Raw genomic sequence first — 21,023 nt, 5'->3', positions numbered from 1 at the left:
TGAGTGCAATTCCCCGATGACTCTTGCATCCGACAGCTGGGTAACATGTTGCCCAGCTGCCCGTGCAAGGCAGCCGGCCCCGCCCAATCCCACCAGGCAACCCAGCCCATGTCCTCACCCGATCACGTTTCGGTGAATCCGCGCGGTATTGCGAGCTTGAACAGCCCGTTCTCCTTCCCCGTCACGGTGCAGCGCTTGCTCGACACGCTCGCCGAACATGGCATCAAGGTGTTCGCCACCTGGGATCAACAGGCCGAGGCGAACGCAGTCGGTTTGGCCATGCCGCCTACCACGCTCATCGTGTTCGGCAATCCCAAGGCGGGCACGCCGCTCATGCTGGCGCAACCGCAATCCGCTCTCGACCTGCCTCTCAAGGTTTTGGTGGTTGAGACAGCGGCCGGCGAAGTACTCGTTCACTTCAATACAGCCGAATACGTTATCCAGCGCCACGCCCTTCCGGAGCATTTGTCCGCCAATCTCGCGCCTGCGTTCGCGCTTATCGAGCGCGCGCTGCAATCGTAGGGCTCAATGGCGCCCAGTCATTCGGTGGCTGCGCTGCTCTAGGCCTCTACCGTTCGATCCAACGCAAACCGCACACCTCGGGAAAACCCATGTTTGACCACATCGTGTTCGGAGTCAGCGACTACGCCACGAGCAAGGCGTTCTTCCTCAAGGCGCTTGAACCGATCGGCATGACGATCGTTTCGGAGGGCCCGCTCGGAGTCGAACTCAGTGCGGATGGCAAGTCTTCGCTGTGCCTGCGCCGAATCGAGGAAAAGACTGCGCATCTCCACCTCGCATTCGTGGCCCAGAATCGCCAGCAGGTCGAGGCTTTCCATCGCGCGGCCCTGCAGGCGGGTGCCAAGGACAACGGCGCGCCTGGCCTGCGCCCGAATTACAGCGGGAGGTACTACGCGGCTTTCGTCATCGGCCCGGACGGGCACAACATCGAAGTGGTCTGCCACGAATCCGAGGCCTGACCGCTCGTCCCGGCAGGCCATCGCCGGGCATTTGCCCGCGATGACCATCCTGGCCCAGGTTGTTCGACCGGTCGTTCAAGGGAGGCGGCTTCGCCTCCGTTCCAGCGTGAGGTTCCTTTCATGCGCCTGTGGTCGCTGCATCCCCGTTACCTGGATCCGCAAGGGCTGGTCGCCTTGTGGCGTGAGTCCCTGCTGGCCAAGGCGGTTCTTCGCGGCGAGACGCGAGGGTATGTCCATCATCCACAGCTGTTGCGGTTCACGGAGCATCCCCAGCCGCGCTGGGCCATGAATGCGTATCTGGCGACGATCCACGATGAGGCCACGCGCCGGGGCTACCGCTTCGACCGCTCCAAGATCGGGCCGGTGCGGAAGGTTCAGCCGATCACGGTGACGTCGGGCCAACTCGCGCACGAATGGCATCACCTCCAGCGCAAGCTGGCGGCGCGCAGCCCTAACGTCCTGTCGCATTGGGCCGACGTGGCGACCCCGGGCTGCCATCCGCTGTTCCGGCGGCGACCCGGACTGATAGCCTCATGGGAACGGGCATCGGGCGAGGATTGATCCTTCACTTCTGCCCGATGCCGCGCCACTGTTCCACTCCCATGCCGGGTCCGCATGTTTCATCTGATCGTCACCATCGCGCCCAAGACTTCGGACGACGTCGTGCCGGTCTTCGACGCACTTTCGCGCAGGCGCGCTCTCTGCCTGTCGGAGCCGGGCTGCGTGCATTGGGAAGCCTACCAATCGCTGGATAGCCCGCAGGAATTCGTGCTAGTGGAGCACTGGGAGAGCCGCACCCATGGGGAAGCCCATGGGCATTTGCCGGCCATCCAGGACATCCACCTGCCGGAAGTGCTCCCGCGCGTCACCCGGATCGCCCGCCCATCGAAGCCACTGGGACACGCCGCATGACCTGCCGCTTACCGGCTCGGGCAGGATGAGCCGCTTCACCGTCATCTGATTCAAACTCCGGACGCAACAACCCATTCTTGTTGGAGGCGAGCATGAAACGAGTCACCGGCATCGGCGGAATCTTCTTCAACGCCAAGGATCCCGTGGCGCTGCGCGCCTGGTACCAGCGCCATCTGGGCATCGACGTGCAGAAGTGGGGAGGCGCGGCCTTCCGCTGGACGGACGGCTCGGGCAATCCAACGCACGGAACCACCGCATGGTCCATCGGCTCGGCGGACAGCGACCATTTCGCGCCGGGCACGGCGTCCTTCATGGTGAATTACCGGGTGGAAGACCTGGACGCCCTGCTGCAGGCGCTGCGCGACGAAGGATGCAACGTGCTGGAAAAAGGCGACGATTCCGAGTTCGGCAAGTTCGGCTGGGTCATCGATCCGGAGGGGAACAAGGTCGAACTCTGGGAGCCTCCGGCAGGGCAATAGCCCGGCCGGGTCCGGCCATTCGTTCAACACCCTGCGGCCGATCGTCGCGAAATTCCGACGCCCGGTCTCTCCGGCGTTTTGCGCAAGTTTCACCCCTCTCCCGGCAATCTGCCCTGCGCTGGTTCCCGCTTCCGCATCGTGAGAACCTGACCGCTTCGACACGCGCCGTCCGCGGCGCGACCTTCTGACAAGGAGCCGTTCCATGCCGAATCCCGCTTCCGACGCCCTGGTGTTTTTCGGCGCCACCGGCGACCTGGCCTACAAGCAGATCTTCCCCGCGTTGCTGGCGATGGTGGCGCGCGACGGATTGGCCGCGCCCATCATCGGCGTGGCGCACGCCGGCTGGTCGCTGGAGCAGTTGCGGCAGCGTGCGCACGACAGCGTGACGGCCGCGGCGAAGAGCAGCGGAGGCAGCGTGGACGAAGCCGCGTTCGCCAAGCTGTCCGGGCTGCTGAAGTACATCGACGGCGATTACCAGGACGCCGCCACCTTCACCCAACTCAAGCAGGCGCTGGGCAATGCGCAGGCGCCGCTGCATTACCTCGCGATCCCGCCGTCGCTGTTCGGCACGGTGGTGACCCACCTCAAGTCCGCGGGCTGCGCGGACAACGCACGGGTGGTGATCGAGAAACCCTTCGGCCACGACCTCGCCACCGCGCAGGAACTCAACACCACGCTGCACGAGGTGTTCCCCGAGCACGCGATCTTCCGCATCGACCACTACCTCGGCAAGGAGGCGGTGCAGAACCTGCTGTATTTCCGCTTCGCGAACAGCGTGCTGGAGCCGGTGTGGAACAACCGCTACGTGGACAGCGTGCAGATCACCATGGCCGAGCAGTTCGGCGTGGACGGCCGCGGCAGTTTCTACGAGGGCGTGGGCGCGATCCGCGACGTGCTGCAGAACCACCTGCTGCAGGTGACCTCGCTGCTGGCGATGGATGCGCCCATCGGCCACGACCCCGCCGCGTTGAACGCGGAGAAGCTGCGGCTGTTCCGCGCGATGCGTCCGCTACAGCCGCAGGACGTGGTGCGCGGCCAGTACAAGGGTTATCGCGACGTGCCCGGCGTGGCGCCCAACTCCGACGTGGAAACCTTCGTGGCGCTGCGCCTCGCCATCGACACCTGGCGCTGGTCGGGCGTGCCGTTCCTGATCCGCGCGGGCAAATGCCTGCCGCTCACCACCACGCAGGTGATGGTGGACATGAAGAAGCCGCCGATGTCGGTGTTCGACGACGTGAGCGCGCAGCAGTCCAACTACTTCCGCTTCCGGCTCAGCCCGCAGGTGGTGATCGCCGAGGGTATGCGCGTGAAGCGCGCAGGCGAGGCCATGCAGGGCAAGCCGGTGGAACTGGTCGCGCACCACCACCCCGAATCGGACATGTCGCCCTACGAACGCCTGCTCGGCGATGCGCTGCGCGGCGACAACTCGCTGTTCACCAGCGACGAATGCGTGGAAGCGGCGTGGCGCGTGGTGGACGACATGCTGGAACACGAGGACGCGGTGCACCTCTACGAACCCGGCAGCTGGGGCCCGGCCGAGGCCGCGGCATTGGCCGGCGACGAAGGCTGGCACGACCCGCAGCCGGAGGCCGCTCCGTGACGGGTGCCGAGCCGCTGGTCATCCTGCTCGACGTCGACGACACCCTGCTCGACAACGACCGCTTCGGCGCCGACCTGGGCGACGAGCTGGAACGGCGCTTCGGCGCCGCCGAGCGCGAACGCTACTGGAACATCTACAATGCGCTGCGCGAGGAGCTGGGCTATGCCGACTACCTGGCCAGCCTGCAGCGCTTCCGCAGCGGACTCGAGAACCACCCTGCGCTGCTGGACATGTCCGGCTTCGTGCTCGACTACCCGTTCGAGCAGCGGCTGTTTCCCGGCACGATGGAAACGCTGGCCCATCTCCGCACGCTGGGCCGCCCGGTGATCCTTTCCGACGGCGACGTGGTGTTCCAGCCACGCAAGGTGCACCGCGCCGGCCTGTGGAACGCGCTGCAAGGCGACGTGCTGATCTACCTGCACAAGCAGCAGATGCTGGACGGCATGCAGCAGCGCTATCCCGCCGCGCACTACGTGATGGTGGACGACAAGCCGCAGATCCTCGCCGACATGAAGCGCCAGCTCGGCGAACGCCTCACCACCGTGTGGGTGAAGCAGGGGCATTACGCTGCCGCCGCCGCAGGCCAGCGCATCGAACCCGCGCCCGACATGGCGATCGCGTGCATCGCCGAACTGCGCGGGCGTAAGCTTGAGGACTTCGTGCAAGCTTGAATGAATCGCACGCCGCGGCTCCGGCCGCGGCGATCAAGAATCCACCTCCACATCCCCGGGAGCCACCATGAAAGCAACCCAGCAACTCCACAATCTCGGCCAGAGCCTATGGCTGGACAACATCACCCGCACCCTGCTCGACAGCGGCACGCTGGCGCGCTACATCGCGGAGCTTTCGGTCACCGGCCTGACCTCGAACCCCAGCATCTTCGATGCCGCCATCGGCGACGGCGAGGCCTATGACGCCGGCATCCACGCCAAGTCGCTGGCCGGACTGTCGGGCGAGCCCTTGTTCATGGAGCTGGCGCTGGAGGATCTGCGCCGCGCCGCCGACCTGTTCAAGCCGGTGTTCGACGCCACCCACCAGGTGGACGGCTGGGTGTCGATGGAAGTGTCGCCGCTGCTCGCCGCCGATACCGACGGCACCATCGCCGCCGCCGAAGCGATCCACGCGCAGGCGGATCGACCGAACCTGTTCGTGAAGATCCCCGGCACGCCCGAGGGCATCCCCGCCATCGAGGAAGCCATCTTCCGCGGCATTCCGATCAACGTGACCCTGCTGTTCTCCTGCGAGCAATACCTTGCCGCGGCGGGGGCCTATCTGCGCGGCATCGAGCGCCGCATCGCCGCAGGCAAGGATCCACAGGTGGCCTCGGTGGCCTCGGTGTTCCTCAGCCGCTGGGACGTGGCCGTCAATCCGCAGCTGCCCGCCGATCAGCACAACCGGCTCGGCATCGCGGTCGCCAAGCAGACTTACCGCGCCTACCGCGAGCTGCTGGCTTCGCCGCGCTGGCTGACGCTCGCGGCCGCAGGCGCGCGGCCGCAGCGCGTGCTGTGGGCCAGCACCGGCAGCAAGGATCCCAACGCCTCCGATACGCTGTACGTGGATGCGCTGGGTGCGCCCGACACGGTGGACACCATCCCCGAGAAGACCCTGCTCGCGGTGGCCGACCACGGCAAGCCCGGCCCGGCGATGCCGATGGACGGCGGCGACGCGGAGGCGGTGCTGGCCTCGGTCACCGCTGCCGGCGTCGATCTCGACGCACTGGCGACGAAGCTGCAGCAGGACGGCGCCGCCGCTTTCGTGAAGTCATGGACCCAGCTTCTGCAGCGCATCGCCGATAAACAAGCTGCACTGTCGGCCAAGCACTGAGGAGCCGATGTCCCGATGAGCCGCGCCAACCTCACCCTGCTGCCCGAGTGGCAAGCCCTGCAGCAACACTGCAACCACGTCGAGACCCGCCACCTGCGCGAACTGTTCGCCGCCGACCCCAAGCGCGGCGAGCGCCTCGTCGCCGAGGCGGTGGGTCTGTATTTCGACTACTCCAAGCAACGCGTGGACGACGAAGCGCTGCGCCTGCTGCACGCATTGGCCGAGGCGCGCGACCTCAAGGGCCGCATCGCGGCGATGTTCCGCGGCGACCACATCAACACCACCGAGAACCGCGCCGTGCTGCACGTGGCACTGCGCGCGCCGCGCGATGAGCGCATCCTCGTCGACGGTCGCGACGTGGTGCCGGACGTGCACGAAGTGCTCGACCGCATGGCCGCATTCGCCGACGCCGTGCGCGGCGGCACGTGGAAAGGTCATACCGGCAAGACCATCCGCAACGTGGTGAGCGTGGGCATCGGCGGCTCCGACCTCGGCCCGGTGATGGCTTACGAAGCGCTACGCGACTACAGCCGGCGCGACATGACGTTCCGCTTCGTCTCCAACGTGGACGGCGTCGATTTCGCCGAAGCCGTGCACGATCTCGACGCCGGCGAAACGCTCTTCATCATCTGCTCCAAGACCTTCACGACGCTGGAAACGCTCACCAATGCGCACGCCGCACGCGCGTGGTGCGTCAAGGCGCTGGGCGACGACAGCGCGGTGGCCAAGCACTTCGTGGCCGTCTCCACCAACGACGAGGGCGTGGCGAAGTTCGGCATCGACACCGCCAACATGTTCGGCTTCTGGGACTGGGTGGGCGGGCGCTACTCGATGGATTCGGCAATCGGCCTGTCCACCATGATCGCCGTCGGGCCGGACTCTTTCCGCGACATGCTCGCCGGCTTCCACGCCATGGACGAGCACTTCCGCAGCACGCCGTTCGAGCGGAACCTTCCCGTGCTGATGGGCCTGATCGGCCTGTGGAACGCCAACTTCCTCGATGCCGCCACCGTGGCGGTGCTACCCTACGAGCAGTACCTCAAGCGCTTCCCGGCGTATCTCCAGCAGCTCACGATGGAGAGCAACGGCAAGCACGTCACGCTGGATGGCGCGCACGTGGACTATGCCACCGGCCCCATCTACTGGGGCGAACCGGGCACCAACGGCCAGCACTCGTTCTACCAGCTGATCCACCAGGGCACGCGGCTGGTGCCCTGCGATTTCATCGGCTTCGGCCAGACGCTGCAGGCCGTGCCCGCGCAGGGTGGCGGCGACCAGCACGACCTGTTGATCGCCAACCTGATCGCGCAGGGCGAGGCACTGGCTTTCGGCAAGACCGCCGAGGAAGTGCGCGCCGAAGGTACGCCGGAAGCACTGGTGCCGCATCGCACGTTCGAAGGCAACCGGCCCAGCACCACCATCCTCGCCGAGCGGCTTACTCCTTTTGCGCTCGGCAGCCTGATCGCGCTGTACGAGCACAGCGTGTTCGTGCAGGGCGCGATCTGGGACATCGACTCCTTCGACCAGTGGGGTGTGGAGCTGGGCAAGCAGCTCGCCAAGACCACCATCGCCGAGCTGGTGGCCAAGGACGAACCCAAGCTGGCGCACGACAGCTCGACCAACGCGCTGATCCGCCGCTATCGCCAACTCCGTGGAAACAACCCATGAGCCAGGAGATCAGTCCGCTTGCCGGCAAGCCGGCGCCGGCATCCATCCTCGTCGACGTGCCACGGCTGCTGGCGGCCTACAGCGAGTTGAAGCCCGATCCATCCGTGCCCGCGCAGCGTGTGGCGTTCGGCACCTCGGGCCATCGCGGTTCGTCGTTCGAGCGCAGTTTCAACGAGGACCACATCCTCGCGGTGAGCCAGGCGATCTGCGAATACCGCAAGTCGAAGGGCATCGATGGTCCGCTGTTCATCGGCGCCGACACCCACGCGCTGTCGCAACCCGCGTTCGAGAGCGCGCTGGAAGTGCTGGCTGCGAACGGCGTGGAGACGATGATTTCCGCAGGCGGCGAGTTCACGCCCACGCCAGCGGTATCGCACGCCATCCTCGTCCACAACCGCGGGCGCAGCACGGGCCTCGCCGATGGCATCGTCATCACGCCCTCGCACAACCCGCCGGCCGACGGCGGCTTCAAGTACAACCCGCCCAACGGCGGCCCCGCCGACACCGACATCACCAAGTGGGTGGAAAACCGCGCCAACGCGCTGCTGGAAAGCGGCCTGCGCGAAGTGCGGCGCGTGCCGTATGCGCAGGCACGCCGTGCCGCCACCACGCATGAACACGACTACCTCGACAACTACGTCGCCGACCTCGCCAACGTGGTGGACTTCGACGCGATCCGCAGCGCCGGCGTGCGCCTCGGCGTCGACCCGCTGGGCGGCGCGGGCGTGCACTACTGGGCGGCGATCGCCGAGCGCCATCGCATCCAGCTCGACGTGCTGAGCGAAACGGTCGATCCGCAGTTCGCTTTCATGAGCGTGGACTGGGATGGCAAGATCCGCATGGACCCTTCGTCCAGCTATGCGATGCAGCGCCTGATCGGCCTGCGCGACAAATACGACGTGGCCTGTGCCTGCGACACCGACCACGACCGCCACGGCGTGGTGACCCGCTCGGCCGGCCTGATGCCCGCCAACCACTACCTCACCGTGCTGGTGGACTACCTCTACCGCCATCGCCCGCACTGGAACGCACAGGCGGCGGTGGGCAAGACCGTGGTGAGCACCGCGCTGATCGACCGCGTGACACAACGCCTAGGCCGCAAACTCTACGAAGTGCCGGTGGGCTTCAAATGGTTCGCGCCCGGTCTGCATGACGGCTCGCTGGGCTTCGGCTGCGAAGAAAGCGCGGGCGCTTCCCTGCTGCGCATGAACGGCGGCACCTGGACCACGGACAAGGATGGCCTGGTGCCCGGGCTGCTCGCCGCGGAAATCACCGCACGCGAAGGCCGCGACCCCGGCGAAGTGTACGCGCGCATCGCCGACGAACTGGGCCGGCCGTACAGCCGCCGCATCGACGCCGCCGCCACGCCTGCGCAGAAAGCGAAGCTCTCGAAACTTTCGCCCGGCCAGCTCAAGGCCGAGAGCATCGCCGGCGACAAGGTCGTCGCCGTGCTCGACAAGGCGCCCGGCAACGACGCCGCCATCGGCGGCATCAAGATCGTCACCGAAGGCGGCTGGTTCGCTGCACGCCCTTCAGGCACCGAGGCGATCTACAAGATCTACGCCGAGAGCTTCAAGGACGAGGCGCATCTCGACAGCCTATTGGCGGAAGCGCAGTCGGTAGTGGACAGCGCACTGAACTAGATCTTCCCCTCTCCTGCGCCAGGGAACCAACCTGGGCTCACCTGCAGGCCAGAACACGCTGCCAGCATTTCCCTGTACGCAGAAGGTTATCGGTCTTCAGCGATGCAGCGCCCGATGCGCGATGTCGCGGCGGCAGAACGCGCCGTCGAAGCGGATCTTCGCCACCGCGTCGTAGGCCTTATCGCGGGCTGCGGCAATGTCCTTGCCCAGCGCGCACACGGTGAGCACGCGGCCGCCAGCCGTGGTCGCGCGGCCCTCGGCATCGAGTTTGGTGCCCGCATGGAACACCTTGGCGTCGGCGCCGAGGTCGCCGTCCAGGCCTTCGATCACGTCGCCGCTGCGCACCTTGCCGGGATAGCCGCCGGCGGCCATCACCACGCCGATGGACGGGCGCGCATCCCACTGCACGCGGGTGCGGTGCAGCTCGCCGTCCAACGCGGCTTCGACCAGCTCCACCAGGTCGGACTTCAAGCGCATCATGATGGGCTGGGTTTCCGGATCGCCGAAGCGCACGTTGAACTCGATGACCTTCGGGTTGCCCTGCTTGTCGATCATCAGGCCCGCGTAGAGGAAGCCGATGAAGGGCGCGCCTTCCATCGCCATGCCGTGCAAGGTGGGTTCGATAACTTCCTTGAGGATGCGCTTCTCCACCTCAGGCGTGACCACCGGCGCGGGCGAGTAGGCCCCCATGCCGCCGGTGTTGGGACCGAAATCGCCGTCGTCGCGGCGCTTGTGGTCCTGGCTCGACGCCATCGGCAGCGCGTGCTGGCCATCGCTCATCACGATGTAGCTGGCTTCCTCGCCGTCGAGGAACTCCTCGATCACCACGCGCGCGGACGCGTCGCCGAACTGGTGCGCGCCCAGCATGTCGTGCAGTGCCAGCTCCGCGTCGGCCTGCGTGAGCGCCACCACCACGCCCTTGCCGGCGGCGAGGCCGTCGGCCTTGATGACGATGGGAGCGCCGTGCTGCCGCACATAGGCCAATGCGGGATTCAACTCGGTGAACACCGCATAGCGTGCGGTGGGGATGTTGTGGCGTAGCAGGAAGTCCTTGGCGAAGGCCTTGGAACCTTCCAACTGCGCGGCGATGGCGCGCGGCCCGAAGATGCGCAGGCCGGCATTGCGGAAGCGATCCACCACGCCGGCCACCAGCGGCACCTCGGGGCCCACCACGGTGAGGTCGACTTTCTCGTCCTTCGCAAGCTTCAGCAGGCCATCGAGGTCGGTCACGGCCACGTCCGCATTGCGCACGCCGCGCTCGCGGGCGGTGCCGGCATTGCCAGGGGCCACGATCACCTCATCGACGCGGGGCGACTGCTTGAGCTTCCACGCCAGCGCGTGCTCGCGCCCGCCGTTGCCGATGACCAGGACCTTCATGCCGATGACTCCGTGGGACGTTGCCGCGTGGAAATGGACGGCCATTGTAGCGGCAGCGGCACGAAAGCCATGCCCTGCGGTAGAGTCCGCACGTCGTCTGTCTCCGCGTTCACCGAGAGGGTGGCGCTTTCCCGGGCGGCGGCGGGTTGTCGACTGCGCAGGTCATGTCTCCTGATTGAAAACCGAGGGTGTTTTCCTTGCCGCTTGCCTCGACCAGCCCATCGTTGATCCACCGGCTATCGCTCACCCTCTGGGGACTGTTCCTGGCGTTGCTGCTGGTGCTGTCGGTGCTGTGCTATGCCGCCCTGCGGGTGACGGCGGACCGGGTGGCACCGCTGGTCATCCAGCAATGGGTGCAGCTCAAGGCGCAAACCAACGAAGGCCTGCTCGTGCAGGCCGACGCCAGCGTGCGCCGCCTGCGCCAGACGCTGGTGCAGCGGCTGGACAAGGCTCCGCCGGATACCGCCGAGCGCTTCGACAAGCTGTTCGCGCGCAGCCCCGACGGATTGTGGCGCGTGCGTCCGGAGCTGGTGGATACCTATGCCACCCCCTTGCTGTACCTGCACGAGGGGCCGCATGGCCTCTCCGACTCGGTACGCCTGCGTGCGGTCGTCAGCTACGACCTGCTGCGCGAGCAGGGCCCGGCGCTGGTGCCGCCGTTTTTTTCGACCTACCTGGACTTCGCGGAAAACGGGCTGATGGAGTATGCCCACGGCGTCGACTGGGGCGGCAACGCCGGCATGCAGGCCGGCAACGCCAACTACCCGCCCATGCAGGGCGCCGACCCGCGCCGCAATCCCGCTCGCAAGGTGTTCTGGACGCCGGTGTACCTGGACGAACAGGCCCATACCTGGATGGTGTCCGTCGTCGCGCCCCTGGATTGGCAGGGCCACTGGGTAGGCGCGCTGGGACACGATGTGGCGATACAGGCGCTGATCGATTCCGTGAACGACATCCGCCATCATGCGGCCGTACAGCAGCTCATCATGGACAGCGAGGGCAACCTGATCGCGCATTCGAAGCTGCGCGACCGCATCGCCGCCGCACACGGCCAGCTGCAGATCACCACCTTGGGGAACCACGCGCTCGACCAGGTGTTTCGCACAGTGCTGGCGGCCCACTCCGACATGGGCACGGGCCGCACGGCCGACGGCAGCCAGTGGGTGGCCTGGTCGCGCATCCGCGGGCCGGGTTGGTTCCAGGTGAACGTGCTGCCGCAGAAGCGCGTGGATCAGTGGGTCATGCTGGGCTGGCTGATGATGTGTGCCGTCTGCCTGCTGATCCTGGGGCCGTCCCTCTGGCTGCTGCGCCGCCGCGTCCATGCGCTGGTGACCTCGCCCCTGCTGCACCTGACCCGTGCCGTGGATGAGCTGGGCCAGGGGCGCACGCCCCAGCCCATTGCGCTGGACAGCCCCGACGAACTGGGACGGCTGGCAAACGCCTTCGACGCCATGGTGGCCGAACTGGTGCAGCAGCGCGAACGGCTCACCACGCTGGCCGAATGCGACACCCTGACCGGTCTGCACAACCGCCATTATTTCGAGGCCGAGCTGGCCCGCTTCTTCCGGGGCGGCGTGCGCACCGCCCGCCAGGGCGCCGTGCTGCTCTTCGACCTGGACGAATTCAAATACGTCAACGACACCTTCGGCCACATTGCGGGCGATACGTTGCTGCTTCGCGTGGCGGCCGAAGTCAAGGCGTTGGTGCACGAGTCGGACACCTTGTGCCGCCTGGGCGGCGACGAGTTCGCCGTGTTCATGCCTCACGCCACGCTGAACAGCGCACTGGTGCTCGCGGAACGCATCGTGGGCAACCTGGGGCGGTTGGCGCTGGAAATCGAAGGGCGCCCTCTGCGACTGACCACCAGCCTGGGCGTGGCGCACTTCCCCGACCACGGCCAGAACGCCGAAGAACTCGTGTCGCACGCCGACATGGCGATGTACCAGGCCAAGCGCCTCGGCAAGAACCGCTGGAACATCTACCGCTCCGACCGCGACGCCATGCAGGCCGTGGCCGCACGCCTGGCCTGGAACGAGCGGATCGAGCACGCGCTCGAGCGCGGCCTGCTTCGGCTGCATTTCCAGGGCGTGTACGGCACGGTCAGTGGCGAGCTGACGCACCTGGAAGCCCTGGTGCGCATGGTGGACGAAGCCGATCCCACGCATTACATCGCGCCGGACCAGTTCATCGGCTATGCCGAGAAAAGCGGCAAGATCGTCGACATCGACCGCTGGATGGTGCGCGAAAGCATCGCGCTGCTGGCCGAGCACCCGCGGCTGCCGGCCCTGGCCATCAACATCTCCGGACGCTCGTTCGACGATCCCGACCTGCCCGGTTTCATCACCACCGAACTGGCCACGCACGGCGTGGCGCCGAAGCGCCTGCTGGTGGAGCTGACCGAGACGGCCGCCATTTCGGACCTGCGCGATGCCGAGCGCTTCATCGATGCGCTGCGGCATGCCGGCTGCAGCCTGTGCCTGGACGACTTCGGCAGCGGTTTCGCCTCGTTCGCCTACCTCAAGCGCCTCAAGGTCGACGTGCTCAAGATCGATGGCCTGTTCATCCGCAACCTGCCGCACGAGCGCGACAACCAGGTGTTCGTGCGCTCCATCATCGAGGTGGCCCGCGGCATGGGTCAGCGCACCGTGGCCGAGTTCGTGGAAGACGAGGAGACCCTGCGCCTGCTGCGGGAATTCGGCGTGGACATGGTGCAGGGCTATTACCTGGACAAGCCCCAGGCGGATCATCCGGCACTGCGCGAGTGACGCAAAAGCTTCGCGCGGTCAGCCCAGCAGCGCCAGCAACGCCAATCGCGGCAGCTTGCCGGTGTCGTTGCGCGGCAACGCCGGCACGCGACGCAGCGGACGCGGCAGGAACACCGGGTCGATGGCGCGACGCAAGGCTTCGAGGATCGCCGCTTCGTCCAGCGCCGGCGCCACCGCGAGGGCGGCGATGCGGCGCACGCCGGCGGCATCCGCCTCGTCGAGCTGGAACACGATGCCGTCCTCCACGCCGGGAATGGCCAGCAGGCGGCGGGTAAGGTCGCCCAGCGAGGCGCGCTTGCCGGCGATTTCCAGCAGATCGGTGTTGCGGCCGCAGAGGCGGAAACGGCGACCGGCGGCGTGCAGGCTCACGATGTCGGCCAGCAGCACGGGGGCATCGAGCTGCGGCGCGTCGACCAGGGTGCCGTCCGGCTGCGGGTGCAGGTGTACGCCGTCGAACAACGCCCAGTCGGCATCGGCCACGACGCGGCGGCTGGCGAAGGCGCAGGTCTCGGTGGAGCCGAACACTTCCAGCAGCGGCGCGCCGAACGCCTGCTCGGCGGCCTGCGCCAGTTCCGGCGGCATCGGCGCCGTGGCGGAAAGCATGGCCGCCAACGGCGGCAGCGGCGTGCCGGCGGCGACCAGCGCGCGCAGGTGCACCGGCGTGGTCACCAGCACGCGCGGCGCGGGCACCTCGGCCAGCGCGGCGGCCACGTCGGCCGGAAAGAACGGGCGCCCCGCATGCACGCCCACGTCGCCCAGCAGCGGCAGCAGCACGCTCATCTCGATGCCGTAGATGTGCTGCGGCGGCACGGTGGCCACCACGTTGAAACGCTCTCCGGCCACGCTGCCCAGCATCGCCAACGTGCCGGCGCTGCTGGCGCGCAGGTTGCGCCAGCTCTTGGCGTTGGCGCGCGGCGTGCCGGTGGAGCCGGAGGTGTAGCCGATCGCCACCGGCTGTTCGGCGGGAATCTCCGGCACCGTCGCAGGCGGCGCACCGGGGCAGGCGTCGAGGGCCGGCAGCTTGCGGTAGCCGTGCGGCGCGGGCGACAGCGCCAGCTCGCCCAGCGCGTAGCTGCCCGGATGCGCGGCCATCACTTCTTCCACCGCCTGCGGTGCGCGCGACGGCGGCAGCAGGTTGGCCTGGCCGCGGCACGCGATGGCGCAGAACGCGACGAGGAAGGCATAGCGGTCTTCGCACAGATTCACCGCGGCGGGCGCCTCGGGCAACAGCGCGGCGACCTCCGCGACGTGGACCAGGAACTGCGCCGCGCTCACCGCCACGCCGTGACGCCAGGCCACGACGCGCTGCGGGTCGCGCGCGTTCAACAGCGGCAGCACGGCTTGCGCCGGTTCGTATCTCAAGCTGTCGTATACGGTGGACAAAGCCATCCTGCTCCCAAATCCACGGCTGCACGCCGCTGACCGCCCGATATGGGCGGCGTCCATGATGCTAGGGATGCCCCTTGTGCGCGCCGCTGAACCGCAGGAAGCCCCGCCAACCGTGATTCACCGACAAGTCAGGCGCGGATGATAGCGCCGGTGAGCGCATCGCGGATGGTCGTGGGGCGGTCCTGCGCGCCCAGCGGGGCGGCCAGCACCCCGTTCAGGGCATCGCCGAAGTAATCGCACACGGTCTGCGTGCTCTTCGCAGGCGGCTCGCCATGGGGGTTGGCGCTGGTGGAAACCAGTGCACCGCCGAAGGCGCGGCACAGCGCGGCGGCGGGTTCATGGGCGGTGACGCGCAGCGCGATGCCCGCATGCGCACCCGCCACCCATTCGGGCACGGCGGCGCTGCGCGGGAAGATCCAGGTATGCGGCCCCGGCCAGCTCGCGCGCACCTGCGTGAGCACGGCATCGGGCACCTTGGCGAAGTCGATATAGCGTTCGACCTGGGCGAAGTCGGCGGCGATCAGCAGCACCCCCTGCGTCGCCGGGCGCTGCTTGAGCGCGAAGATCTTCGCGAAGGCTGTCTGGTCGTGCGGGTCGCAGCCGAGTCCGAACACCGCCTCGGTGGGATAGGCGATCACGCCGCCGTCGCGCAACAGCGCGGAGGCGGCATCGAGGTCGGCCAGGGTGAAGGTTTGCGGCATCGGGCCAATGCTCCAGGCTCAGGCCATTTCTTCATGAGCGCCATGCCCGCGAAAGCGGACATGGCGCCGTCGGCAGGCGCGGTTGGCGGGCATCAGGCCGGCGTCTTCTTCGCCGCCGCTTTCTTCGTGGCCGTTTTCTTGGCCGCGGTTTTTTTCGTCGCGGTCTTCTTGGCGGCCGTCTTCTTGGCCGGCGCCTTCTTGGCGGCAGCCTTCTTCACGGCCGTCTTCTTCGCTGCCGGTTCCTTCTTCGCCGCGCTCTTGCGCCCGAAGCGGCCGCCCTTCTTCGCGGGCGCGGCGGCAAGCAGTTCGAGGCACTGCGCCTCGGTGAGCTCCTTCGGCTCCTGCTCCTTGGGAATGCGCGCGTTCTTCTCGCCGTCGGTGATGTACGGGCCGTAGCGGCCGTTGAGCACCTGCACGCCGTTGCCAAAGTCGAGGATGACGCGGTTGGCGAGCATGGTGAGCTTGTCTTCCACCAGCTGCAGGGCTCGCGGCAGCTCGATGGTGTAGGGATCGTCCTCGGGCTTGAGCGAGGCGTAGGTGCTGCCCTGCTTCACGAATGGCCCGAAGCGGCCGATGCCCACGCTGACCTCGTCGCCGTTCGGCGCGGCGCCCAGCTGGCGCGGCAGCTTGAAGAGTTCCAGCGCCTCTTCCAGCGTGATGGTGTGCATGCTCTGGCCGGGGCGCAGCGACGCGAACTGCAGCTTCTCGTCGCTGTCCTTGTCGCCGATCGCGGCATACGGCCCGAAGCGTCCCAGCCGCACGAACACCGGCTTGCCGCTCTTGGGGTCGCTGCCCAACTCGCGCGCGCCGGTGGCCTCGCTGCGGTCCACCGACTCGGTCTTCTCCTCCACCTGCTGCTTGAACGGCTGCCAGAAGCGCTGCATCAGCGGCACCCAGGCCTCCTCGCCACGGCTCACTGCGTCGAGCTCGTCTTCGAGCTTGGCGGTGAAGTCATAGTCCACGTAGCGGGTGAAATGCTGGGTGAGGAACTTGCCCACCGCGCGGCCGATGTCGGTGGGCTTGAAGCGGCGGTTGTCCAGCAGCACGTACTCGCGGTTGAGCAGCACCTGGATGATGCTGGCGTAGGTGGAAGGACGGCCGATGCCGTATTCCTCCAGCGCCTTCACCAGCGAGGCTTCCGAGTAGCGCGGCGGCGGCTCGGTGAAGTGCTGGTCGGCGGCGATGTCGTGCAGCGGCACCTGTTCGCCCTTCTCCAGCCGCGGCAGGCGGCGGCCTTCGTCGTCGTCGTCCGCGTCCTTCTGGTCGCGGCCTTCCTCGTACACGGCGAGGAAGCCGGGGTCGACCACGGTGGTGCCGGTGGCGCGGAACGCGGCGGGACCGCCGGCGGCGTGCGGCAGGTCGAAATCCACCGACACGGTGTTGAGCGTGGCGTGGATCATCTGGCAGGCCACGGTGCGCTTCCAGATCAGCTCGTACAGCTTGCGCTGCTCGTCGTTGAGGAAGGCGGACACTTCACGCGGCGTGCGCATCGCCGAGGTGGGGCGGATCGCCTCGTGCGCTTCCTGCGCGTTCTTGCTCTTGGCCTTGTAGGACTGCGGGTGGTCGGGCAGCGCCTTCTGGCCGAAGTCGCGCGCGATCAGCGCGCGCAGTTCGCCCAGCGCGTCGTCGGACAGCGCCACCGAGTCGGTACGCATGTAGGTGATCAGGCCGACGTTGCCTTCGCTGCCCAGGCCCACGCCTTCGTACAGGCCCTGCGCCACCTTCATCGTGCGGCTGGTGGTGAAGCCGAGCTTGCGCGCGGCCTCCTGTTGCAGGGTGGAGGTAGTGAACGGCGGCGCGGGACGGCGCTTGCGCTCCTTGCTGCCCACTTCGCTGACGGTGAGACGGCCATGCGCGGCCTCCTTCAGCGCGGCGCGCGCGGCCATCGCATCGGCCTCGTTGGTGAGGTCGAACTGCTCGAACTTCTTGCCGTTGAGCTTGGTGAGCCTGGCGCTGAACTCGCCTTCGGCGTGGCGCAGCTGCGCCTGCACCGTCCAGTATTCGCGTGCGACGAAGGCCTCGATCTCCTCCTCGCGCTCCACGATCATGCGCAGCGCCGGCGACTGCACGCGGCCGGCGGACAGGCCGCGCTGCACCTTGCGCCACAGCACCGGCGACAGGTTGAAGCCCACCAGGTAATCCAGCGCGCGGCGCGCCTGCTGGGCGTCCACCAGGTCGTGCGAGAGCTGGCGCGGCGCGGCCACCGCGGCCTTGATCGCCTTGGGCGTGATCTCGGAGAACACCACGCGGTGCAGCTGCTTGCCCTTGGTGAGGCCGCGGTCCTTGAGGATCTCGCTGATGTGCCAGCTGATCGCCTCGCCTTCGCGATCCAAGTCGGTGGCGAGGTAGATGTCGTCGGCGACCTTGGCAGCCTTGGCGATGGCGTCGACGTGCTTCTCGTTGCGCTCGATGATCTCGTAGTGCATAGCGAAGTGGCGCTCCGGATCGACCGCGCCCTCCTTCGGCTTGAGATCGCGCACATGGCCGTAGGAAGCGAGGACCTGGAAGTCCTTGCCGAGGTATTTGTTGATCGTCTTGGCCTTGGCGGGCGACTCGACGATGAGCAGGTTCTTGGCCATGAATCTCTTTGGTGGGTGGAGCGAATTCATGCCGCACTGCGGCATGCCTATATATCTAGTCAGACCACGCCGACCGTTGGACTGTCAAGCCGGGCGGCGTGAAAGCGTGGTGCGGCGCGGGTTTGGGACGCCTGGCTAGCCGGGCATCCGCTGGTAACGGTTGCCCGGAAGGCCGGCCACGCGGCCGTCCAGTTCCAGCATCAACAGCATAGAGGACAGCGCCGCGGCAGCCAGTCCGGTGCGCTCGGCCAGTGCGTCCATGGTGGCCGGGTCATGGCCCAGTGCGGCGAGCAGGCGTGCGTAATCCGGATCATCGCCCGGGGCATCGGCACCCGCCGGCGCTGGCGTATCGGGGCGGCCCAGCCTGGCGGCCAGCTCCAAGCCCTGGGCACGTGCCGCAGGGACCAGCGCCTCGATCACCTCGCCCGGCTCTTCCACCAGCCGCGCACCGTCGCGGATCAACCGGTGGCAGCCGCGCGCCAGCGGATGGTCGATGGAGCCGGGCAGCGCAAAGACCTCGCGGCCTTGTTCGCCGGCCAGCCGTGCGGTGATCAGGGAGCCGGAGCGCAGGTCCGCCTCCACCACCAAGGTGCCCAGCGACAGACCGGAGATGAGGCGGTTACGGCGCGGAAAATGGTCGGCGCGCGGTGCGGTGTCCGGCGGAAACTCGCTGATCAGCACCCCCTGCGCCGCGATGCGATGCGCCAGCGCGTGATGCTTGCGCGGATAGATCCGGTCCGGCCCCGTGCCGACCACCGCGACGGTCGCGCAACCCGCATCCAGCGCGGCCTCGTGAGCGGCACCGTCGATGCCGTCGGCCATGCCGCTGGTGACGATGAAGCCCGCCAATGCCAATGCACGAGCAAAGCTGCGCGCATGGGCCAGGCCCGCCGGGCTGGCGCCCCGCGCGCCCACGATGGCCACCTGCGGACGAAGCAACAGCCCGGCGTCGCCGGCCGTGAACAGTACGGCGGGCGGTTGCGGAATGGCTTCCAGCAGCGGCGGGAAATCCGCCTCGGTGCAACGCAACAAGCGATGGCCGGGTTCGGCAAGCCACGAGAGATCGGCAGCAAGACGCGCCTCGTCGGGGGCATCCAGCCAGGCGGCCGCGCCTTCGTCCAGCGCCGCAGCTTGCCGGCGCAGCAGCGCGAGCGCGCCGTCGATGCGGCCGCCGGCCGCCACCAGCGCCTCGCGCAGGCCGCCCGGCCCCAACCCCGGGGTACGCAAGGCGATCAGCCACGCGCGCAGTTCGTCGGTTTCGCTCATGCGGCGACTCTAGCCAGCGCCACAAACGACAACGGCGCGGGATCGCCGCGCCGTTGTGTGAGCGAATGCCGCGAGGGTTATTCGGGCATCTGCAGCTGGTCGCCCTTCTTCACCGGACGCAGGCCATCCATCACCAGGGCATAGCTGACGTGGTCGAAAGTGCGGAACACCATCACGTGGCCGATGTACTCGGACGGCAGGGTCACGTGCGGACCCACGCCGCGGCGCCAGAAACTGCCGGCCACGTCGTCGTGCGTATAGGCGCCGGGCTCCCAGACCGCGAAGGTAGTGCCGTTGTCCACGCCGTCCTTCGATCCCACCGACAGCGCCACCACCTGGTGCGGGCCCACCGCGTCCATCGCGTCGGTGAACGCGATCACGCGGGCTTGCTTGGACAGGCTCTGCGGCGCATGCGGGAAGAAGTACGGATCGTAGGGGTTGTCGTCCACCGGCATGAGCCGGTCACCCTTGTGGACTTCGGTGGTGGAATCCAGCACCAGCAGGGTGGACGGATCACCCGTACGCAGCATCTGGGCGGTACCGATCACCTTGACCTCGAGCCCCATGTCGGTGCCGCGGAGGTAGTGGCCGGAACCGTTGTCGAAGTCCTCTTCCCACGGCGACTTCACAACCGCCGCGTTGGCGTACAGCTCATCGCCGTAGACCGCGTTGTTCTTGCCGCCGTCCGCATCGAAACCGCGGAACACGTGCTCGGGCCGCACGATCGCCCAGCGCTGGCCGGGCTGGCTGTCCAGGCCGCGCACGTAGATGTTCTGGCCCGAGGTGCCTTCCAGCTGGTCTTCTTCCAGACCGACCACGTAGGGAGCCTTGTCGACCACGCTGGAATCCATCACGCGCAGATCCTTCAGGAAGGTCTTCACGGCATCCAGCGGTATCGCCGGCACCGCATCGCCCTCGGGATGCAGGCCGGGCTCCAGCTTCATGCCTGCCCCTCCATTGATGAAGGACAGGTTGAGCACGTCGCCCGGATAGATCAGATGCGGGTTGCGCACCTGCGGGTTCGCCTGCCAGATCTCCGGCCACAGCCAGGGCTTGACCAGGAACTTCGCCGAAATCCCCCACAGCGTGTCGCCCCTGCGCACGGTGTAGGAATCGGGATGGCCGCTGCGCAGCTGGGCAGCGCCGGCGGCGCACACTGCCGCGGCAACCATGGTGCCAGCCAGCACCGTGAAAGCTTTTTTGAACATGGGTGGGACCCCCTTCCCGCGGTAAAGGCGAGTGTAACCGAAGCATTAAGCCGCGCAATCGGCAGCGCTTCGCAGAATTCGCAGCCATCGGCACGGCAGGCGGCGTATTAGAATAGGCGCATGTCCCTGCTCACCATCCTCGAATTCCCCGATCCCCGCCTGCGCACCAAGGCCGCGCCGGTCACCGTGTTCGACGCCCAGCTGAAACAGTTCGTCGCCGACATGTTCGAAACCATGTACGCCGCCAACGGCGTGGGCCTGGCCGCCACCCAGGTGGACGTGCACCAGCGCGTGCTGGTGATCGACATGAGCGACGAGCGCAACCAGCCGCTGGTGCTGATCAACGCCGAGATCGTGGAGAAGGACGGCGCCCAGGTGTACCAGGAGGGCTGCCTGTCCTTCCCCGGCCTCTACGCCGACGTCACCCGGGCGCTGAAGGTGAAGGTGAAGGCGCAGGACGCCGACGGCAAGGAATTCTTCTACGAGGCCGAAGGCCCGCAGGCCGTGGCGGTGCAGCACGAGATGGACCACCTCGCCGGCAAGGTGTTCGTGGACTACCTCTCGCCGCTCAAGCGCTCGCTGCTGCTGAAGCGCCTCGAAAAGCAGCGCAAGCAGGCGGCCAGCGCTTGATT

Annotated in this window: 18 protein-coding genes; 12 read left to right on the top strand and 6 right to left on the bottom strand. The window is 67.5% G+C overall.

Annotation, left to right across the window (positions count from 1 at the left end; translation table 11 throughout):
* Positions 1-108 precede the first annotated feature (108 nt).
* The 10 genes from IHE46_RS07740 to pgm all read left to right on the top strand — a co-directional run bounded on the left by IHE46_RS07740 (position 109) and on the right by pgm (position 9,106).
* The gene (locus IHE46_RS07740; RefSeq protein ID WP_192164053.1) at positions 109-522 is read left to right on the top strand and encodes a DUF302 domain-containing protein; all 414 of its coding nucleotides are present in this window, start codon (positions 109-111) and stop codon (positions 520-522) included.
* A gap of 89 nt (positions 523-611) precedes the next feature.
* Positions 612-980 (top strand): VOC family protein, encoded by a 369-nt coding sequence (locus IHE46_RS07735; RefSeq protein ID WP_192164052.1) that lies wholly within the window; start codon positions 612-614, stop codon positions 978-980.
* Between the two features lie 120 nt (positions 981-1,100).
* Positions 1,101-1,541 (top strand): pyrimidine dimer DNA glycosylase/endonuclease V, encoded by a 441-nt coding sequence (locus tag IHE46_RS07730; RefSeq protein WP_192164051.1) that lies wholly within the window; start codon positions 1,101-1,103, stop codon positions 1,539-1,541.
* Between the two features lie 54 nt (positions 1,542-1,595).
* Positions 1,596-1,892 (top strand): antibiotic biosynthesis monooxygenase family protein, encoded by a 297-nt coding sequence (locus tag IHE46_RS07725; protein ID WP_192164050.1) that lies wholly within the window; start codon positions 1,596-1,598, stop codon positions 1,890-1,892.
* 92 nt (positions 1,893-1,984) lie between these two features.
* Positions 1,985-2,371 carry a VOC family protein gene (locus IHE46_RS07720; protein ID WP_192164049.1) on the top strand — a complete coding sequence of 129 codons (387 nt, stop codon included), beginning with the start codon at positions 1,985-1,987 and terminating at the stop codon, positions 2,369-2,371.
* A 202-nt stretch (positions 2,372-2,573) separates the two neighbouring features.
* Positions 2,574-3,971 (top strand): glucose-6-phosphate dehydrogenase, encoded by a 1,398-nt coding sequence (zwf, locus tag IHE46_RS07715; protein WP_192164048.1) that lies wholly within the window; start codon positions 2,574-2,576, stop codon positions 3,969-3,971.
* The gene (locus IHE46_RS07710) at positions 3,968-4,642 is read left to right on the top strand and encodes an HAD family hydrolase (protein WP_192164047.1); all 675 of its coding nucleotides are present in this window, start codon (positions 3,968-3,970) and stop codon (positions 4,640-4,642) included. Before zwf ends, IHE46_RS07710 begins: the two co-directional genes overlap by 4 nt.
* 67 nt (positions 4,643-4,709) lie before the next feature.
* A complete protein-coding gene (gene tal, locus IHE46_RS07705; RefSeq protein ID WP_192164046.1) occupies positions 4,710-5,795 on the top strand; it encodes a transaldolase in 1,086 nt (361 codons plus the stop codon).
* A 15-nt stretch (positions 5,796-5,810) separates the two neighbouring features.
* Positions 5,811-7,463 carry a glucose-6-phosphate isomerase gene (gene pgi, locus IHE46_RS07700; RefSeq protein ID WP_192164045.1) on the top strand — a complete coding sequence of 551 codons (1,653 nt, stop codon included), beginning with the start codon at positions 5,811-5,813 and terminating at the stop codon, positions 7,461-7,463.
* On the top strand, positions 7,460-9,106 hold the full coding sequence (pgm, locus tag IHE46_RS07695; protein ID WP_192164044.1) for a phosphoglucomutase (alpha-D-glucose-1,6-bisphosphate-dependent): 1,647 nt from the start codon (positions 7,460-7,462) through the stop codon (positions 9,104-9,106). Before pgi ends, pgm begins: the two co-directional genes overlap by 4 nt.
* Positions 9,107-9,202: 96 nt before the next feature.
* Here pgm and purD read toward each other — a convergent pair whose 3' ends face one another.
* The gene (purD, locus tag IHE46_RS07690) at positions 9,203-10,483 is read right to left on the bottom strand and encodes a phosphoribosylamine--glycine ligase (RefSeq protein ID WP_192164043.1); all 1,281 of its coding nucleotides are present in this window, start codon (positions 10,481-10,483) and stop codon (positions 9,203-9,205) included.
* A gap of 197 nt (positions 10,484-10,680) precedes the next feature.
* Between purD and IHE46_RS07685 the strand changes: the two genes are divergently transcribed.
* Positions 10,681-13,248, top strand: a complete 2,568-nt coding sequence (locus IHE46_RS07685; protein WP_192164042.1) for a GGDEF and EAL domain-containing protein — start codon at positions 10,681-10,683, stop codon at positions 13,246-13,248.
* Positions 13,249-13,266: 18 nt separating this feature from the next.
* Here the strand turns inward: IHE46_RS07685 and IHE46_RS07680 are convergent, their stop codons facing one another.
* From IHE46_RS07680 to IHE46_RS07660, 5 genes are all read right to left on the bottom strand, one after another.
* Entirely contained in the window at positions 13,267-14,631 is a 1,365-nt protein-coding gene (locus tag IHE46_RS07680) for an AMP-binding protein (RefSeq protein ID WP_192164099.1), read from the bottom strand.
* Between the two features lie 134 nt (positions 14,632-14,765).
* Positions 14,766-15,338: a Sua5/YciO/YrdC/YwlC family protein gene (locus IHE46_RS07675; protein WP_192164041.1), complete on the bottom strand. Its 573-nt coding sequence runs from the start codon at positions 15,336-15,338 to the stop codon at positions 14,766-14,768.
* Positions 15,339-15,430: 92 nt separating this feature from the next.
* Entirely contained in the window at positions 15,431-17,917 is a 2,487-nt protein-coding gene (locus IHE46_RS07670) for a DNA topoisomerase I (protein ID WP_192164040.1), read from the bottom strand.
* A gap of 135 nt (positions 17,918-18,052) precedes the next feature.
* On the bottom strand, positions 18,053-19,183 hold the full coding sequence (gene dprA, locus IHE46_RS07665) for a DNA-processing protein DprA (protein ID WP_192164039.1): 1,131 nt from the start codon (positions 19,181-19,183) through the stop codon (positions 18,053-18,055).
* Positions 19,184-19,260: 77 nt separating this feature from the next.
* Positions 19,261-20,391: a LysM domain-containing protein gene (locus IHE46_RS07660; protein ID WP_192164038.1), complete on the bottom strand. Its 1,131-nt coding sequence runs from the start codon at positions 20,389-20,391 to the stop codon at positions 19,261-19,263.
* Between the two features lie 120 nt (positions 20,392-20,511).
* Between IHE46_RS07660 and def the strand changes: the two genes are divergently transcribed.
* Positions 20,512-21,021: a peptide deformylase gene (def, locus tag IHE46_RS07655; protein ID WP_192164037.1), complete on the top strand. Its 510-nt coding sequence runs from the start codon at positions 20,512-20,514 to the stop codon at positions 21,019-21,021.
* Positions 21,022-21,023: the final 2 nt, after the last annotated feature.

Origin of the sequence: Rhodanobacter sp. DHG33 (genome assembly GCF_014843005.1) — a bacterium.
GTDB lineage: Bacteria > Pseudomonadota > Gammaproteobacteria > Xanthomonadales > Rhodanobacteraceae > Rhodanobacter_A.
Note: the sequence above shows the minus strand (reverse complement) of the source record. Positions and strands in the feature narration are given on the sequence as shown.

Bases quoted from the DNA above. Each gene is read 5' to 3' on its own strand.
- IHE46_RS07740 (WP_192164053.1), top strand. From the start codon at position 109: ATGTCCTCACCCGATCACGTTTCGGTGAATCCGCGCGGTATTGCGAGC.
- IHE46_RS07735 (WP_192164052.1), top strand. From the start codon at position 612: ATGTTTGACCACATCGTGTTCGGAGTCAGCGACTACGCCACGAGCAAG.
- IHE46_RS07730 (WP_192164051.1), top strand. From the start codon at position 1,101: ATGCGCCTGTGGTCGCTGCATCCCCGTTACCTGGATCCGCAAGGGCTG.
- IHE46_RS07725 (WP_192164050.1), top strand. From the start codon at position 1,596: ATGTTTCATCTGATCGTCACCATCGCGCCCAAGACTTCGGACGACGTC.
- IHE46_RS07720 (WP_192164049.1), top strand. From the start codon at position 1,985: ATGAAACGAGTCACCGGCATCGGCGGAATCTTCTTCAACGCCAAGGAT.
- zwf (WP_192164048.1), top strand. From the start codon at position 2,574: ATGCCGAATCCCGCTTCCGACGCCCTGGTGTTTTTCGGCGCCACCGGC.
- tal (WP_192164046.1), top strand. From the start codon at position 4,710: ATGAAAGCAACCCAGCAACTCCACAATCTCGGCCAGAGCCTATGGCTG.
- pgi (WP_192164045.1), top strand. From the start codon at position 5,811: ATGAGCCGCGCCAACCTCACCCTGCTGCCCGAGTGGCAAGCCCTGCAG.
- pgm (WP_192164044.1), top strand. From the start codon at position 7,460: ATGAGCCAGGAGATCAGTCCGCTTGCCGGCAAGCCGGCGCCGGCATCC.
- purD (WP_192164043.1), bottom strand. From the start codon at position 10,483: ATGAAGGTCCTGGTCATCGGCAACGGCGGGCGCGAGCACGCGCTGGCG.
- IHE46_RS07675 (WP_192164041.1), bottom strand. From the start codon at position 15,338: ATGCCGCAAACCTTCACCCTGGCCGACCTCGATGCCGCCTCCGCGCTG.
- IHE46_RS07670 (WP_192164040.1), bottom strand. From the start codon at position 17,917: ATGGCCAAGAACCTGCTCATCGTCGAGTCGCCCGCCAAGGCCAAGACG.
- dprA (WP_192164039.1), bottom strand. From the start codon at position 19,183: ATGAGCGAAACCGACGAACTGCGCGCGTGGCTGATCGCCTTGCGTACC.
- IHE46_RS07660 (WP_192164038.1), bottom strand. From the start codon at position 20,391: ATGTTCAAAAAAGCTTTCACGGTGCTGGCTGGCACCATGGTTGCCGCG.
- def (WP_192164037.1), top strand. From the start codon at position 20,512: ATGTCCCTGCTCACCATCCTCGAATTCCCCGATCCCCGCCTGCGCACC.